Annotated in this window: 12 protein-coding genes; 3 read left to right on the top strand and 9 right to left on the bottom strand. The window is 43.0% G+C overall.

Annotation, left to right across the window (positions count from 1 at the left end; all coding sequences use genetic code 11):
- Positions 1-12 precede the first annotated feature (12 nt).
- The 4 genes from Q0230_RS01175 to Q0230_RS01160 form a co-directional block, all read right to left on the bottom strand.
- Entirely contained in the window at positions 13-222 is a 210-nt protein-coding gene (locus tag Q0230_RS01175; RefSeq protein WP_298607311.1) for a hypothetical protein, read from the bottom strand.
- A gap of 166 nt (positions 223-388) precedes the next feature.
- Positions 389-1,843, bottom strand: a complete 1,455-nt coding sequence (locus tag Q0230_RS01170) for a class I SAM-dependent methyltransferase (protein WP_298607308.1) — start codon at positions 1,841-1,843, stop codon at positions 389-391.
- Between the two features lie 117 nt (positions 1,844-1,960).
- Positions 1,961-2,602 (bottom strand): DUF4157 domain-containing protein, encoded by a 642-nt coding sequence (locus tag Q0230_RS01165; RefSeq protein WP_298607306.1) that lies wholly within the window; start codon positions 2,600-2,602, stop codon positions 1,961-1,963.
- The gene (locus Q0230_RS01160; RefSeq protein ID WP_298607304.1) at positions 2,599-2,928 is read right to left on the bottom strand and encodes a helix-turn-helix transcriptional regulator; all 330 of its coding nucleotides are present in this window, start codon (positions 2,926-2,928) and stop codon (positions 2,599-2,601) included. Before Q0230_RS01160 ends, Q0230_RS01165 begins: the two co-directional genes overlap by 4 nt.
- Positions 2,929-3,051: 123 nt before the next feature.
- Here Q0230_RS01160 and htpG point away from each other — a divergent pair, with 123 nt between their 5' ends.
- Positions 3,052-4,941 carry a molecular chaperone HtpG gene (gene htpG / locus Q0230_RS01155; RefSeq protein ID WP_298607302.1) on the top strand — a complete coding sequence of 630 codons (1,890 nt, stop codon included), beginning with the start codon at positions 3,052-3,054 and terminating at the stop codon, positions 4,939-4,941.
- Positions 4,942-5,007: 66 nt separating this feature from the next.
- On the opposite strand, the gene Q0230_RS01150 is transcribed toward htpG, so the two are convergent.
- The 5 genes from Q0230_RS01150 to aqpZ all read right to left on the bottom strand — a co-directional run bounded on the left by Q0230_RS01150 (position 5,008) and on the right by aqpZ (position 13,163).
- Entirely contained in the window at positions 5,008-5,589 is a 582-nt protein-coding gene (locus Q0230_RS01150; RefSeq protein ID WP_298607300.1) for a DUF1566 domain-containing protein, read from the bottom strand.
- Positions 5,590-5,640: 51 nt separating this feature from the next.
- Positions 5,641-7,695 carry an immunoglobulin-like domain-containing protein gene (locus Q0230_RS01145; RefSeq protein WP_298607298.1) on the bottom strand — a complete coding sequence of 685 codons (2,055 nt, stop codon included), beginning with the start codon at positions 7,693-7,695 and terminating at the stop codon, positions 5,641-5,643.
- A 486-nt stretch (positions 7,696-8,181) separates the two neighbouring features.
- A complete protein-coding gene (locus tag Q0230_RS01140) occupies positions 8,182-8,709 on the bottom strand; it encodes a DUF1566 domain-containing protein (protein ID WP_298607296.1) in 528 nt (175 codons plus the stop codon).
- Between the two features lie 93 nt (positions 8,710-8,802).
- Positions 8,803-11,976: an immunoglobulin-like domain-containing protein gene (locus Q0230_RS01135; RefSeq protein ID WP_298607293.1), complete on the bottom strand. Its 3,174-nt coding sequence runs from the start codon at positions 11,974-11,976 to the stop codon at positions 8,803-8,805.
- Between the two features lie 461 nt (positions 11,977-12,437).
- Positions 12,438-13,163, bottom strand: coding sequence for an aquaporin Z (aqpZ, locus tag Q0230_RS01130; RefSeq protein WP_298607291.1), 726 nt, complete (start codon positions 13,161-13,163; stop codon positions 12,438-12,440).
- Between the two features lie 695 nt (positions 13,164-13,858).
- Between aqpZ and murA the strand changes: the two genes are divergently transcribed.
- Together murA and hisG are read left to right on the top strand one after the other, a co-directional pair.
- Complete coding sequence (gene murA / locus Q0230_RS01125; RefSeq protein WP_298607289.1) at positions 13,859-15,118, top strand: UDP-N-acetylglucosamine 1-carboxyvinyltransferase; 1,260 nt, start codon at positions 13,859-13,861, stop codon at positions 15,116-15,118.
- Positions 15,119-15,121: 3 nt separating this feature from the next.
- Positions 15,122-15,763, top strand: a complete 642-nt coding sequence (hisG, locus tag Q0230_RS01120) for an ATP phosphoribosyltransferase (RefSeq protein ID WP_298607288.1) — start codon at positions 15,122-15,124, stop codon at positions 15,761-15,763.

The raw sequence follows: 15,763 nt of genomic DNA, 5'->3' as shown, positions 1-15,763 counted from the left end.
TTGGTAAAACAGCTAAGCAGCCGCAATCACGCGCTTAGTTTTATTAGCTTGAGCATTAGCGATCATACGCTTAGCCACTTGCTTCTGCTTTTTAGCGGCTGTTACCGTGCTTAAGCTAGATGCAGCAGTTTCTTCGGGTTGATGGGTATCTGAACTCATGGTTTTAGCTACTGTGCGATAGCTAGCCGTGGCAAAGGCTTCTATATCAATATAACTCAACATACCATTCTCCTCGTAGTGGTAAATTAAAAGTTAGTTAATAGAAAACTAATTCTTTTTATAAAGGTTTTAGCTCGGTAAACATATTCCCTCTGTAGCGCTTACCGCAGCAGCATGTTTTAAGAGCTTAATCCACTCCTCTTGTTAGTTTTGAGCGAAAGCAAAAAAACTAAGCAAGCTGCTGTTTTAGCTTAGTAAAAGATTGCTCAAGTGTCCTAAAAAACTTAAGTTTAGTACGCTTTTTAATCGCCTTTTTAATGGCGACTGTTTTAGGTGCAACTTGATTCAATTCTGGAATTTTAGCTTGCAATTGATTAGCTACTTGTTGTAACTCCTTGATTAAAGGATGATCTAGATTAAGTTTAGTAAAAGGATGCAAGGCTATTTCGATTTGTTCCAGTAGCAAATGGTACACAAATAGGTTTTGAAAATCGGTTTTTAGGCCTTGTAAGCAAATGAAGCGTGCTAATTCTAAATACACTTGTTCCTTAAACCCCCAATCAGTTTGACTTTGCGCCTGTGCGGTTAAGTAAAAGGGTAGGGAATAGGGCATAAGTTTGCCGAAACTGATCAGATGGTCTGTTTCTAACAAACGCTTAATAAATGCTTCGGGGGCTTGCAGATCTAGCTCAAAACACTGTTTAAGCAGTTGTTCAATCTCAGTAATTAGTACTGGCTCAATCGGTTTAGCACAGACTAAGGCTTGCTGGTGATAGTTCAGCAAATATCCCAGATGGGTGCGCGCATACAGCGTATCGCTTTGAGCTTTTCTTTGGTAATACTCACAGATACTGGCATCTTGATTTTGATAGGGTTTCAACTCGACAGCTTGATCAGCCATCACAGCCAAATGGCTCATTCCTAAAGCTTCTACATAGCAATAACTAAAACCGGCTTGATAAGCCAATTGCTCCAGCTGTTTAGCTGAAGCCACAAAATAATGCGAGCCAGTCGATAAAGCTGCATATAACTCACCCGGTGCAGTCTTAGGTTGCAAGATTTCAGCACGTGGAGTGGTTAATAAGATCATCCCATTCGGGCTTAAATGGGCTTTTAACTCTTGTAGAAACTGTACCGGATCAGCGACATGCTCCAAGACTTCAGTCGCATAAATAAAGTCAAATACTTTGCTTTTTAAAGAGCTAGCTTCGGCTAAGTAACAGGCCAAAATAGGCAGCTCTAAGAGTTTTGAGCCAAGCACGCCATAGGCAGAGGGTTCTAAGCCCACGACTTGTTTAGCAGGCCAAAGGGTACGGCAATAATCTAGCGCTACACCTGCATTACAGCCAATTTCTAAAACTGAATTAAACTGCTCAAAAGGCAGGCGTTCTAGCATCGGCACTTTCCAATTCAATCCATTAACTATTTCTAAATAATGATGAATTAGATAGATAAAGTTTGGATCTTGTAGGGCTTGCTCAACCGGTGGGTAAGACACATTTTTGCTAGTGGCTTCAGGAAACCACGTGCTTTCACAAACGCTACATTTCACTAAATCCAAATAGCCACGTTCTGCAAGGAAGTGTTGGCTCTGCAAAATGATCTGATTATCTTGCCCATTATTGCAAAGTGGGCAGGGATCCTGGGTCGACGATGTTTGCCAAATAATTCGGGCAGCTTGCATGCTGGCTTGCTCATTATGATTATTAATATATCACTAATCATAACTAAAACTTTGGTTTACTGCAGCTTATTATATAAATAACTTATGATTATTTTTTAGTTTAGGGCTGTTAAGCTTTTAAGGCTTTAAACTTTGTTTAACATAAGCTTCTAATTCCAAGGGTGCACGGGTGTAACCCAAGGTTTCCACTTCTAGTAAGTAGCGCTTCAGAAAATCAGCTTGTCCCATGCGCTCAATTTGTTGGACATGCACTAATTCGTGAGCCAGCAAGGCTTTATCGCTAGCATATTTTGCTTTTAATAACACCGCATGGCCTATTGTACGTCCAGCCTCTTGTGGACTACCTAAACCATAACGTTCTGCTTCAGCACGCAAGGTCTTATCTTCCGGTAAAGGAAAGCTTTCTAGGGCAAGAATGCGTACTTTGTCAGGGTGTTTCAGACCTAATTGTTGAGCCATAGCTTGCTCCTCTGCGGTGAGTACTCGGCCTTTGGGGAGTAACTGTTGCTCAGTTTGGTTATACCAAGCTAGAGCTGCTGGGAAAAACTTATCAATTTTAGCTTGTACCGCAGTGGGTGGATGTTCGAGGCGTTGAAGCTCTTCAGGTGTAGGTTTATTTGAAGCTACACAGGCTGAGATCAGTGTGGTGATGACGAGTATGCTAACAAGTTTTAGAGAAGTCATGGCTTCGGCTCTATCTGAGTACAAGGCGAGCAACCGTATCTTGCATAAAAGATGGATATGCATACGTTTCATCATTCATTTTCCTTAGGTGTACAAGAGTGATGGTCTAGGCAAGTGGAGCCAGCACAGCAGTTTTCAGTTAAGTAACTAAGCAACTGATTCATCGTTGAGAATTCTGCTGTGTAAATCATAAAACGCCCTACAGAACGCGAGCTCACCAAATTGGCATGCAGTAATTCTTTCAAATGAAAAGAGAGTGAAGAAGGAGCGATCCCCGTCAGTTCACTAATCTTGCCAGCGGCTAAACCTTCAGGCCCTGCTGGTACCAGTACACGAAATACCTCTAAACGAGATTCTTGGGCTAGTGCAGCGAGAGCAGTAATAATTTTTGTCTTTTCCATATTTCAATTATAATTGAAATATGGAAATAAACAAGTTAATTTTTTTACTCTTGAAATCCCATACTTTTACCCCATCTATTGCGCATTCTTGTTGAAACTAACTAATTAGAGGGACGAGCATCCATGAGTGCACCTGAAAAAGAGAATTTACAATTTCAAACGGAAGTGAACCAACTGCTGCACTTGATGATTCACTCGCTGTATTCCAATAAGGAAATTTTCCTACGCGAGCTAATCTCGAATGCGGCGGATGCCTGCGATAAGCTGCGCTTTGAAGCAATTGGCAATGATAGCTTGTATGAAAACGATGGCGATTTGCGTGTTGAAGTCGCATTCGACAACGCCGCTCACACCATTACGATTCGTGATAATGGTATTGGCATGAGTCGTGATGAAGTCGTTAGCAATATCGGTACGATTGCCCGCTCTGGCACGAAAGATTTCTTACAAAAACTCACTGGTGACCAGAAAAAAGATGCGCATTTAATTGGTCAATTCGGGGTAGGTTTCTACTCAGCCTTTATCGTTGCTGACAAAGTGACTTTAACGACGCGCCGTGCTGGTTTGCCAAAAGATCAAGCAGTACGTTGGGAATCAGATGCTCAATCAGGTTATAGCTTAGAAAATGTCACGAAAGAAACCCGTGGCACTGAAATTGTTCTGCACCTTAAAGAAGAAGAGCAGGGCTTAGCCAATGATTGGCGCTTGCGTTCGATTATTCGTAAATACTCCGACCATATTCCTTTGCCCGTAAAAATGCTGAAAGCCGCTGAGGAAGAGGGTCAAACCAGTACTGAATGGGAAGTCATCAATAAAGCCAATGCTTTATGGCGGCGCTCCAAAAATGAAATTAAAGACGAAGAATATCAAGAGTTTTACAAGCATATTTCCCACGACTGGGAAGATGCTCTGGCTTGGTCGCATAATCGGGTTGAGGGCAATTTAGAATATACCTCGCTCTTATATCTGCCTTCGCGTGCGCCGTTTGATCTCTATGAGCAAAAACAACAACATGGCATTAAGCTCTATGTGCAGCGCGTGTTTATTATGGATGATGCTGAGCACTTAATGCCACGTTATCTGCGCTTTGTGCGCGGAGTAATTGATTCTAGCGATTTGCCTTTGAACGTTTCGCGCGAAATTCTGCAAAGCAATAAAATCATTGATTCCATGAAAAGTGGTTCAGTGAAAAAAGTGCTGGGCTTATTGGAAACGATGGCAAAAGATGAACCCGAAAAATATCAAAAATTCTGGAAAGAATTTGGCCGCGTCTTGAAAGAAGGCCCGGGTGAAGATTTTAGTAATCGTGAGCAAGTCGCGAAATTATTGCGCTTTGCTTCGACGCAAACCGACAGTGCAGATCAAACCGTTTCTTTGGATGATTACATTAGTCGGATGAAAGAAGGGCAGGAGAAGATCTATTACATCACGGCGGATTCACATACTGCTGCTAAAAATAGCCCACACTTGGAAGTCTTCCGCAAGAAAGGCATTGAAGTTTTATTGTTGTCGGATCGGGTGGATGAGTGGTTGACGAATAGCTTGCATGAGTTTGCAGGCAAACAATTGCAATCCGTCGCTAAAGGCGCTTTGGATTTAAGTAAACTAGATAGCGAAGAAGATAAAGAAGAGCAGAAAAAAGTCGAAGAGCAGTCTAAAAATTTGATTAGCCATATCAAAGAAACGCTTAATGACAAAGTAGAGGATGTGCGCGTCTCGCACCGTTTGACCAGCTCGCCTTCTTGTATCGTCTTGAATGAGCACGATATGGCCTTGTATATGCAGCATCTCTTGAAGCAGGCGGGCCATGAAATGCCTAGCACTAAGCCGGTCTTGGAGGTAAATCCAAGTCATCCTTTATTAGCACGCATGGAAGCTGAAACGGATGATGAGCGCTTTGCTGAATGGGCGAGTGTGTTGTTAGATCAAGCGATTCTAGCGGAAGGTGGTCAATTAGAAGACCCAGCCGGTTTTGTGCATCGTTTGAATAAATTGATGCTAGCGATGGGCTAAGCCTCAAAGCTAAATTTGGCAAGAAAAACGCCCTCTTTTGAGGGCGTTTGTTTGTTAGCTTCTGAGTTAGTTAGCGGTTAAGTTAGCTGACTCTGGTACGGTACGCACTAAGCGAATCGCTCGGCTGTAAGTTTTCATGTTTTCTGAGATTCCGCCTAAGCCACTAAAGCCTGCTACTAAAGCTCTATCATTGAAATTTCCTGGAGCAAAGTAAGGTGTAGATGACCATACGTCTGCAACATCCGCGGTCACATTCGGGAAGAGCTGTAAGTTAATCGCAGGCGCCATACAACTTCTTTCCATAATAGAGAGTAGCTCTTTGGCATTAGGTAAACGCCAGTCAACAAAACCCGCAAAGCCAGTCGTATTGTTTAAGCTTTCAACACGTTGGAAGGCAGTTTGCCAAGAATAAGTTTGTGTGGTTCCCGTTTCACAGCTAGAACCAGTTTTCCCGTCGACGCATTTTTGCCACATTAAATGGGTTTTAGTATCTATCAGTACGCCATCACCATTATCAATAAAGCGGCTAGCGGGCGTGGTCATCAGCGCGTTTGAATTACACATTTGCGCTAAGCTGGTTAGGGGCAAGAGGCTAGCGAGCGCAAGCACTAGTGTCAGAGCTTGCTGAGTCAATAGTTTAATTTTCATTGTTCACCTTGGCAGAATAGAGTTTGAATACGCTTGCATGGCTGAGGCTGTTTAGGGTTGTCCACGTACTAACCTCACCGGCGAGTTTTGGCCTTTAGTCATGTACTGGATAGAGGTTCGGTCAATTTGCCAAGCAAGATCTGCTGCAGGTGCAAAGGTTTCTGCTCCCCAATAGTAATAGCCTAAATCGGTATTCGGGAAATAAGCAGAATCCAGATTTTGCGTTTGTAAGGAGGTAATACCATATAATTCTTCCGTTGTGGGTAAGCGCCAATCATGGAAGCCGCAGAGATTGCTTGCATTGACCCTTGTTGCATAAGCTGAGGTGTTACAACTGCCTGCTTGATCGCAAGCATCACCTCCATAGGGCGTGGGATAACCGACTAAGCCACCATTTGCACTATTAGGTTGATACCAAGAGTATTTCCAATGCATATCGCGCCAACCGCCATCATTGGTTTTTACTTCCCAGACTAAACCAGTGACTTTGTCTTGCACGCAAGCCCAAGGTGTAGTTGTGTAATCGGTAGTTTGGTCAGGTAAAGCCTGGCCACTCGCATCAAGTTTAGTGAAGCTAAAGCCTAGCTCTCCATCAGTCGCATCATTGTCGGTGAAATCACGCCCATACTCAGCATCTTGATTCGGATAACCGGCTACTGGGCAAGCTAGTAAGTTATTGTTTAGATCCCCACAGGTAAACACGCCAGTGTCATTAAGGCTATAAATTTTTGGTAGCACTACTATTGTTCGTGTAACAGGATCAGCCTGGTTGCCAGCTTGATCCGTGGCGGAATAAACCACGGTATAAGTGCCCGTTTGAGTTGTATCAACTGAGCCAGTGCGGGTTACCGTAACGCTTGCATCCACATCGTCGGTGGCAGTAGCACCTGCCTCGGTATAGGTGTCACCGACAGTCAATTCAATCGAACTTGAACCATTTAAGCTAATCACTGGTTTAGTGCTATCTACCCTCTTAACCGTGATTTTCACAGTAGCTTCAGCCGTGGCTGCTTTATTGTCCGTGACCGTCAGCTTAAAGGTCAGTTCAGTATCAGTGCTAACATCGGGTGCCACAAAAGAGGCTTGAGCTTGAGTAGGATTGCTTAGCTCAACTGTTTCACCACTGATTTGTGTCCATTGATACTGGTCGATAGTTCCATCAACATCTGTGCCAGTACCTAGTAAATTCACAGTAGTTTGTTCATTGACAGTTTGATCCGCCCCTGCATTAGCGGTGGGCGCGACATTAGGAAGTGGCTTAACAGTAACGGTACGAGTGGCAGTGACAGTATTACCGGCTACATCTTTGGCGGTATAAATAATAGTATAAGTACCAGCGGTAGCAGTATCTACCGAACCTGTGGTAGTTACAGTGACTGTGCCATCGAGATTATCCATCGCAGTAGCACTGAGTTCGGTATAAGTTCCGCCTACATTTAATTCGATAGTCGCAGCCCCATTTAAGGTGATCACTGGTGCGGTGGTATCAATTGGTGTAGGCGCGATGACTTTGACTGTACGTGTGATAGTGCTGATATTACCGGAGCGGTCAATAGCTGTGTAGGTGAGCACATACTCGCCTAGTTTATGCGTGTTTACTCGACCCGTACTATAAATTCGCACGACACCACTATCATCTGAAGCTGAAACCCCTAAATCTTTGAAACGACTGCCTTGAAATAAAGTGACTTCAGAGTCACCTAGTAAATTGATACTGGGTGGTGTGGTATCTTTAATGACCGTCACTGTACGTGTAACCGTTGCCGTATTACCGGCACGGTCAGTGGCTCGATAGGTCAAAATATAGCTACCCAAACGGGTTACATTGACTTGGCCTTGTCTAAATACTGGCACACGGCCATCCATGTCATCGACAGCGCGAGCACCCAGATCATTAAAATCAACATATTGGAGGACAGAAACCTTGGTACCTCCATTTAAGGTAATGATAGGGGCGGTGCTATCTCTAGATGGACGCGCTCGTTCAGTTTGAGTTTGAACACCACTAGCCGTTGCTGAGTCAGCGGCTATAGCCAAATAAGGACTCCCTAAGCAGGCAGTCGAACAGGAAATGAATAAAGCTAAACGCTTGACTCGTAGATTCATAGAGATCACTCAATAATTAAATTATTTAATTTAGCGGGGTTATTTTTTAGAAAAAATCAGTTTAATTTTAGAGTGAAAAATGTAAATTGCAGTTTACAAAATTAATAATTTAACAATTATATTTTTTTATAAAAGAAGCAGGTATGATTATTTTATAACGTAGAAATTCAATAATTAATTCAAATTTTTTATTGATTAAAAGATAAATTTAGAAGAATGGTTTATTTATCTGATAAGTGGTCTAAAGTAGATTCAGCTATTAATCATATTTGAGAATGAAATTCTTATCCTTTTTGAACAACCTTGCTCAACATATAATGGATTAGTATTAGGGGTTGATGACTAAAAAATTGATGGTGCAGATAGGCCAGGAAATGCTTTTGGAGGCCTCTATGTTAATTATATTTTTAAATTAAAAATAAAAGAGTCCTCTAATTTAGAGGACTGCTATTGTATTTTTTAAATTAATTGGATCTGCTTATGAATCTACAGGTTACGTACTAAGCGTAACGAACGTGTAGATGTTTTTGAAGCAGCTTCAGGGGTCCCAAAAGTAAAGCTAATTCCGATCACTGATCCAGGGTTGCCGATTAGCGTTGTGGATGTCCAAAATAGTTGATAGCCACCAGTATTAGGGAAGTTTTCTAAATTAATAGCAGGATACATACAACTTCTTTCAACTAGTGTGGAAAGCTCTTTCATATTAGGCATTCGCCAGTCACTATAATTTGCATAATTATTATTATTTAAAGTAACTGCTTTATTTAAAGCATTAAGCCAAGTTAATACTTCTGGCTCACCCGAGCAATCGTTTCCAGTTTGGCCTATAGGGCATTTTTGCCACATTAAGTGAGTTTTTTGATCACTAATAGTGCCATTGCCATTATCTTGAAATTGATTCAAAGAGTTACTGCGTTCCATATTGCTAGAGCAAGATTGTTCCGCATGAACACTATTGGTGATCAATAGAAAAAAAATAAAATTTAGAGCTAGTTTGTGTTTCAGTGTAAACATTGAGTTTAATTCCTATATTGATGAGTTTTCAGCGAGCCTCTACCTATTTTTAGCGGTAAAGGCTCATGAACTAAATTTTGTTGAGATTAAGCTCTAGTATTTAGCTCCCCTGACTAACATAACTCTATTGTTTACGGATTTATCTCCATAAGGATAAGCTGTGCGTGAGCGGAAGTTAATCGTCCACGCATTATTAGAGACACCACCAAATAAATTTGCTGTTGAAGTAGAGGTCCAATAGGTACTTTGTAGCCTGTAAGGGAAATAGTTTGGATCTAGATCAGTAGCCGCTGGTGTATATTGATTGTAGTTGTAGTGGAATAAACTGATCATTTCATTGGCTGAAGGCAAGCGCCAATCATTAGCACCGCAGAGGTTCTCAGCATTCACCGTTTGAACATACTTGAGCGTATCGCAACTAGCAGTATCACTGGTAGTATTGCATACACCATTGGACTCTACCCCTGGATTACGCCCATTCTTGGTGGAGTCAGGGTTGTACCAAGAATAAGTCCAATCGAGGTCGTGTAAACCATCATCATCCGTTTTAATCTCCCAAGTAAGTCCGGTTACATTATCTTTAACACAGCTCCAAGGGGTAGTTGTATAGCTAGCAGTTTGATCCAGTAAAGCTTGACCCTGGGAGTCTAGCTTCGTGAAACTGAAGCCTGCATGTCCATCACTATCATCATTGTGAGTAAAGTCTCGACCCACTTGAGCATCTTGATTTACATGATTACTAGAACAAGTTTCCGTACTAGAGCTTGCACTGGCACATAAAGTAATCCCAGTATCATTTAAGGTAATAGGTGTGATGGTTGTGGAGCTGCCTTTAATTTGTACAAAGGTAGTTTTTGGATCGCTAGCGGTACCTTGATTATCAGTGACTACAAGTTGGAAAACTAGTGTTTGATCTTCAGTTGAGTTGGGTGCTAAGAAACTAGCTTGCGACGTCCCCGCATCGTTTAAGGTTACAGGCGAGCCACTAACTTGTGTCCAAGCGTAGCTCGTGATCGTGCCATCACTATCCGTACTACTACTCCCGTCTAGAATGACTGTTGTATTGCCAGTGACGGTTTGTGGGGAGCCTGTCGCAGCGGTGGGGAGCATATTCGGTGCTGCCACAACTTTTACAAGACGTGTAGCGGTAGTCGAGTTACCTGCATCATCAGTGGCCGTATACGTTAGGGTATAGTTGCCAATTGTATGCATATCAACACTACCTGAGATGGTAACATTAACCTCAGGGTCAATATTGTCCCAACTATTGAATCCTGGTTCGATGAAATTCTCAGAACTACCGACTACAACGGCTTCTTCCTGTGAGCCATAGAGCATTAGATTAGGAGCTGTATTGTCATACTTAACGGTGACTGTTGTACTTGCTTCAGCAGTAGCACCTGCATTATCTGTGACTACTACTTTGAAGCTTAAAATTTGAGGTGGATCATTAGCTGCCATACTAGGTGCTACTGCATGGATCGTATGGGTATTAGCACCTTCTAGAGTAACAGGTGTACCGCCTGTCTGAGTCCAAGCATAGGAGGTGATTGATCCATCGGCATCGTTACTATCTATAGCACTTAGAGAGATATCAGATGCGGCTTCTATGGTGCTCGGCTCACTAATGACAACCGTAGGCGGCAGATTACCAACTGCAATAACGGTAACGGTACGAGTTGCCGTGGCGGTATTACCCGCAGCATCCGTCGCGGTATAGGTAATCGTGTAAGTGCCGGTCGTAGTGGTATTCACTGAACCTGTAGTCGTCACTGTGACGGTGCCATCCACATCATCGGTAGCCGTAGCTCCTGCTTCGGTATACGTATCCCCCACGGTCAGTTCGAGGGTAGCTGCCCCATTTAAACTGATAACGGGTTTAGTACTATCGACGGCTTTAACTAGAACGGTGACGGTATCTTCAGCGGTAGCGCCTTGATTGTCGGTGACGGTCAGTTTAAAGCTCAAGGTAGTGTCGGTAGCCACCTCCGGTGCAGTGAAGCTCGCTTGTGCTTGATTGGGATTGCTTGAGCTTACGGCAGAACCGGCGGTTTGTACCCAAGCATAGCTTGCAATCGTGCCATCGCTATCAGTAGCAGACCCACTCAACGTGACAGCCGTTTGCTCATTCACGGTCTGATCCATACCTGCATTAGCGGTAGGTGCGACATTAGGAAGTGGTTTAACAGTAACAGTACGAGTTGCCGTCGCGGTATTACCGGCTGCATCTTTAGCGGTATAGGTAATGGTGTAAGTACCCGCAGTAGTGGTATTCACCGAGCCTGTAGTCGTCACTGTGACGGTGCCATCCACATTATCCGTTGCTGTGGCACCCAGCTCGGTATAAGTTCCACCCACATTCACTTCGATGGTAGCAGCGCCATTTAGAGTAATCACTGGGGCTACTGTATCAGTAGGGGTAGCGGCGATGACGGTTATTGTACGGGTGGCGGTACTGATATTTCCAGCACGATCTCGTGCTCGATAGGTGAGGGTATAAGTGCCTAAACGACTCGTGTTGACTCGACCATAAGCTGAAATAGTAACTGGTGCAGCACTATTATCAGTGGCGGTGGCTCCAGGATCATTGAAGCTAGATCCTCGAGTGATAGCCATGCTGCTTTCACCATTCAGGGTGATTACGGGAGCTGTAGTGTCTGCAATAACGGTGACAGTGCGGATTGCACGGCCTGTATTACCTGCATTATCAGTTGCCTCATAAGTCAGGGTGTAAGTACCTGGAATATTACGTCTAACTCGGCCAAGCACTCTTAGGCTTGGATAAGCATCTAAATTATCAGTCGCAGTAGCACCCGGGTCAGCAAAAACGCCATTCTCAATCATACTCATGGTGCTGTCACCATTCAGTGTAACCACTGGTGCGATGGTATCTGCAAGGACAATAACTTTACGTTGAACAGTTGCTTTGTTGCCGGTTTTATCAACGGCGCTATAAGTAACTGTATAGGTTCCTGGTCTAGAGGTAAGTGGTGTACCACGAACCGTGACGTTGATAGGGCCGTCTACGGCATCAATAGCTGTGGCTCCCGGATCAATGAAGGCTGTTTCCTGATACACGGTCATGACAGCATCACCATTTAAAGTAATCACTGGCGGTGTTAGATCACGTGGTGGCCTTGCTCTTGCTGCCTGAGTTTGGGTGTTATCTACCGCTGCTGAGTCAGCGGCTATTGCCGAATAGGGGATGCCTAAGCAGGCTGCTGAAAAAGAAATGAATAAAGCCAAGCGCTTGACTTGTGGATTCATAGAGATCACTCAACAATCAAATTATTTAATTTAGTGGGGTTATTTTTTTGAAAAAAATAATACTAAATTAATAGTAGATTGAATTATGTAAACTGAGGTTTACAATTTTTAAAATTATTAAATATTTTTAAGTATATGAAAATTAAAGGTATTTATGCTTATTTTTTATAAGGAAAATAATTAAAATTAATAAATTATTTTTAAGTGAATTCTATTTTTGGATAATAAAATTTAATAAATAAGCATTTTAAAGATTAAATTTTAAAATGAAAGTAGGTAAAGAGACGAGCTAGGACTTGATAATAAGTAAATAAATGGAAGGATTAAGAGCGTAGGAGGATAGGCGGTTAGGTTTTTAAGAGTAGTGTAGTGTAGGACTACAAAGTCAATAACTTTGCTTAGTAACTTTAAGGGAACAACAACCCCCTCTAGCTGCTCACTAGCTAAAGGGGGCTAGATGTTTATGAGTGATCGTTAGCTGTTTGATAATTTTCGACAGCAGGGCTTTCGCTAGCAATAAAGCGATAAGTAACTGCGCCTAAAATACCACCTACAATCGGAGCTACCCAGAACAACCATAATTGTGCAATAGCCCAATTGCCTACAAAGAGTGCCACACCGGTGCTGCGAGCAGGATTGACTGACGTATTTGTAACAGGAATGCTGATCAGATGAATCAAGGTGAGAGCTAAACCAATGGCAATCGGTGCAAAGCCTTTAGGTGCACGTTCATCAGTAGCACCCATAATAATGATTAAGAAGAACATAGTCATGACTACTTCAATCACTAAAGCTGATACTAACGAATAACCACCAGGTGAGTGTTCACCGTAACCATTTGAAGCAAAGCCTTTGGTGACATCAAAACCTACAGCACCACTAGCAATGACATACAGTACTGCCGCTGCTAATACAGCGCCTAATACTTGTGCAGCAATATAAGGGGCTAATTGATTAGTAGGGAAGCGACCACCTGCCCATAAACCAATCGAAACTGCCGGATTCAAATGACAACCAGAAATGTGTCCAATAGTATAAGCCATAGTAAGTACGGTTAGACCGAAGGCTAACGAGACACCTAATAAGCCAATACCAACCTCAGGAAAAGCAGCTGCAAGTACAGCACTACCACAACCGCCCAAGACTAACCAAAACGTGCCGATTAACTCAGCCGCGTAACGTTTCATAGCAAGCTCCTTAATGAATTTATATTAATTAAGTAATAAGAGGGTGAGTGAGCCACCATACTGATCGTTGATTATGATTGATAACGGATCAGTGCCCTGTATATAAGCAAGAGTCACAAAAAATACAAATTAATTTCAATACATGAAGTATTTAGATCACATACTTTAATCAGTCTTTAATGCAAAATTTTCTGAGTATACAAATAGATATTTTAAGTTAAGTGAAAATTTACATTGACTTGGAGTAAACATGCTGATCAAGCAATTAACAAATGCTTAGATAGGTGAATGTAACGCTTTCAAGGCTTAATTCAGGATTAAGATGCATTTTTATTTCCCCATTTTTTTACTTCATGTTGCATCTTAACCCCTAGCAGTTAGGGTAGAGGTCGCGCAGCCTAAGCGCTAAAAGTACCAAGATAAACGGTATTATTCATGCATCAAACGGCAGTAGATCAGGATTAAGTGGTATTCTTATTTAAATAAATTTTGAGATTCAATACTGGCTCGAAAGGGTTACCCCTCAGACTGTTAAGCGGAGAAGGTAAGCTGCACAAGCTTAAGTTTTTAGAAAGTTTTTTGCTTTTTAGCGGCATAAGTTCCGATTCCATGTGAACCTGCAGCAATTTTTCGATATTATGCCATCCTTTCGCTGATACTCAGCATCTTGGACAAGCAGACGGACTAGCCTAACCATGCAAAAATTCATAATCGAAGGTGGCATTGCCCTTGACGGCGAAGTAACCATCTCGGGTGCAAAAAACGCAGTTTTACCTTTACAAGCCGCGACCTTACTAGCTGAAACACCGATGACGATTCGTAATGTGCCACGGCTCAAAGATGTACAAACGCTAGCGGCCGTGATTGAAGGTATGGGAGTCAAGGTTAGTTTTGATGCTGAAAATAATATTCATACTGATACCAGTAGTATTAATCGCTTCAGCGCACCTTATGAATTAGTCCGTACCATGCGCGCTTCGATTCTGGTCTTAGGGCCAATGGTTGCGCGCTTTGGGGAAGCCGAGGTATCGCTGCCGGGTGGCTGTGCGATTGGGACTCGCCCCGTCAATTTGCATATTGCTGGCTTAGAAGCAATGGGCGCGAAAGTAACAGTGGAAGAAGGTTATATTCGCGCGCGTGCGGAGCGTTTGAAGGGTGCGCATATTGTCATGGAAATGGTAAGCGTCACCGGTACTGAAAATATCCTGATGGCTGCAGTCTTGGCGGAAGGTGAAACCATTATTGAAAATGCTGCCCGCGAGCCTGAAGTCACTGACTTAGCGAATTGTTTGAATCTAATGGGTGCGCAGATTCGTGGGATCGGTACAGATAAATTAATTATTGAAGGTGTCAAAAGCCTCAAGGGCATTGACTACACGGTACTCCCTGACCGGATTGAAACGGGTACTTTCTTAGCAGCGGCTGCCATTACCCGTGGTCGAGTGCGCACTACGAAGGCAGCACCAGATACTTTAGATGCAGTCTTACATAAATTCCGTGAAGCGGGCGCTTTAGTACAAACTGGCAAGGATTGGATTGAGGTGGATATGCGTGGCCGCACATTAAAAGCGGTGGATATTCGTACTGATCCTTATCCTGCTTTCCCAACCGATATGCAAGCCCAATTCATGGCGATGAATGCTTGCTCACAAGGGATTGGGGTGATTGTCGAAACCATTTTCGAGAATCGTATGATGCATGTGGCGGAATTAATGCGTTTGGGTGCCAATATTCGCTTGGAAGGGAACACCGCAATTGTAGCAGGGATGCCTTATCTAAAAGGTGCTCCAGTGATGGCAACGGATTTACGTGCTTCCGCTTCCTTGATTTTGGCGGGTTTAGCCGCACAAGGTAAAACGATAGTTGACCGGATTTACCATACTGACCGTGGCTATGAACGCATTGAGCAGAAGCTGGCCGGATTAGGCGCTAATATCCAACGGGTAAATGGTTAAGCGATGAGTAAAACGCTGACAATTGCGTTGTCTAAAGGACGGATTTTTAAAGATACCGTGCCTTTATTAAGGGCTGCTGGCATTGAGCCTTTAGATGATCCTGAAACCAGCCGTAAATTAGTGCTCGATACGAGTCGTAACGATGTAAAAATTGTAATTATTCGTGCCACCGATGTACCGACTTATGTGCAATATGGTGCAGCGGATTTAGGGGTGGCAGGTAAAGATGTGCTGATGGAGCACGGCGGCGATGGCCTCTATGAGATGATCGACCTGAAAATTGCCAATTGCAAATTGATGGTGGCAGGGTTTGCGAATCGCCCTTTACCGGATACCCATTTAAAAGTAGCCACTAAATTTGTGAATTGTGCGCGGCGTTATTTTGCAAGCCAAGGGCGGCAAGTCGACATTATTAAATTGTATGGCTCGATGGAGTTAGCACCTCTAGTGGGTTTGGCAGATTGCATTGTCGATTTAGTTGACACCGGTAATACCTTAAGAGCGAATGGCTTGGAACCGCTAGAACATATGGCTGATATTAGTTCGCGTTTGGTCGTGAATAAAGCAGCGATGAAACTGAAACACGACTCCATTCAAGAACTATTGACCCAGATTCAGTCAGTAGTGGCGCAGAGGAAGCAGTAA

The sequence above is a fragment of the uncultured Thiothrix sp. genome, assembly GCF_937876535.1.
GTDB lineage: Bacteria > Pseudomonadota > Gammaproteobacteria > Thiotrichales > Thiotrichaceae > Thiolinea.
Note: the sequence above shows the minus strand (reverse complement) of the source record. Positions and strands in the feature narration are given on the sequence as shown.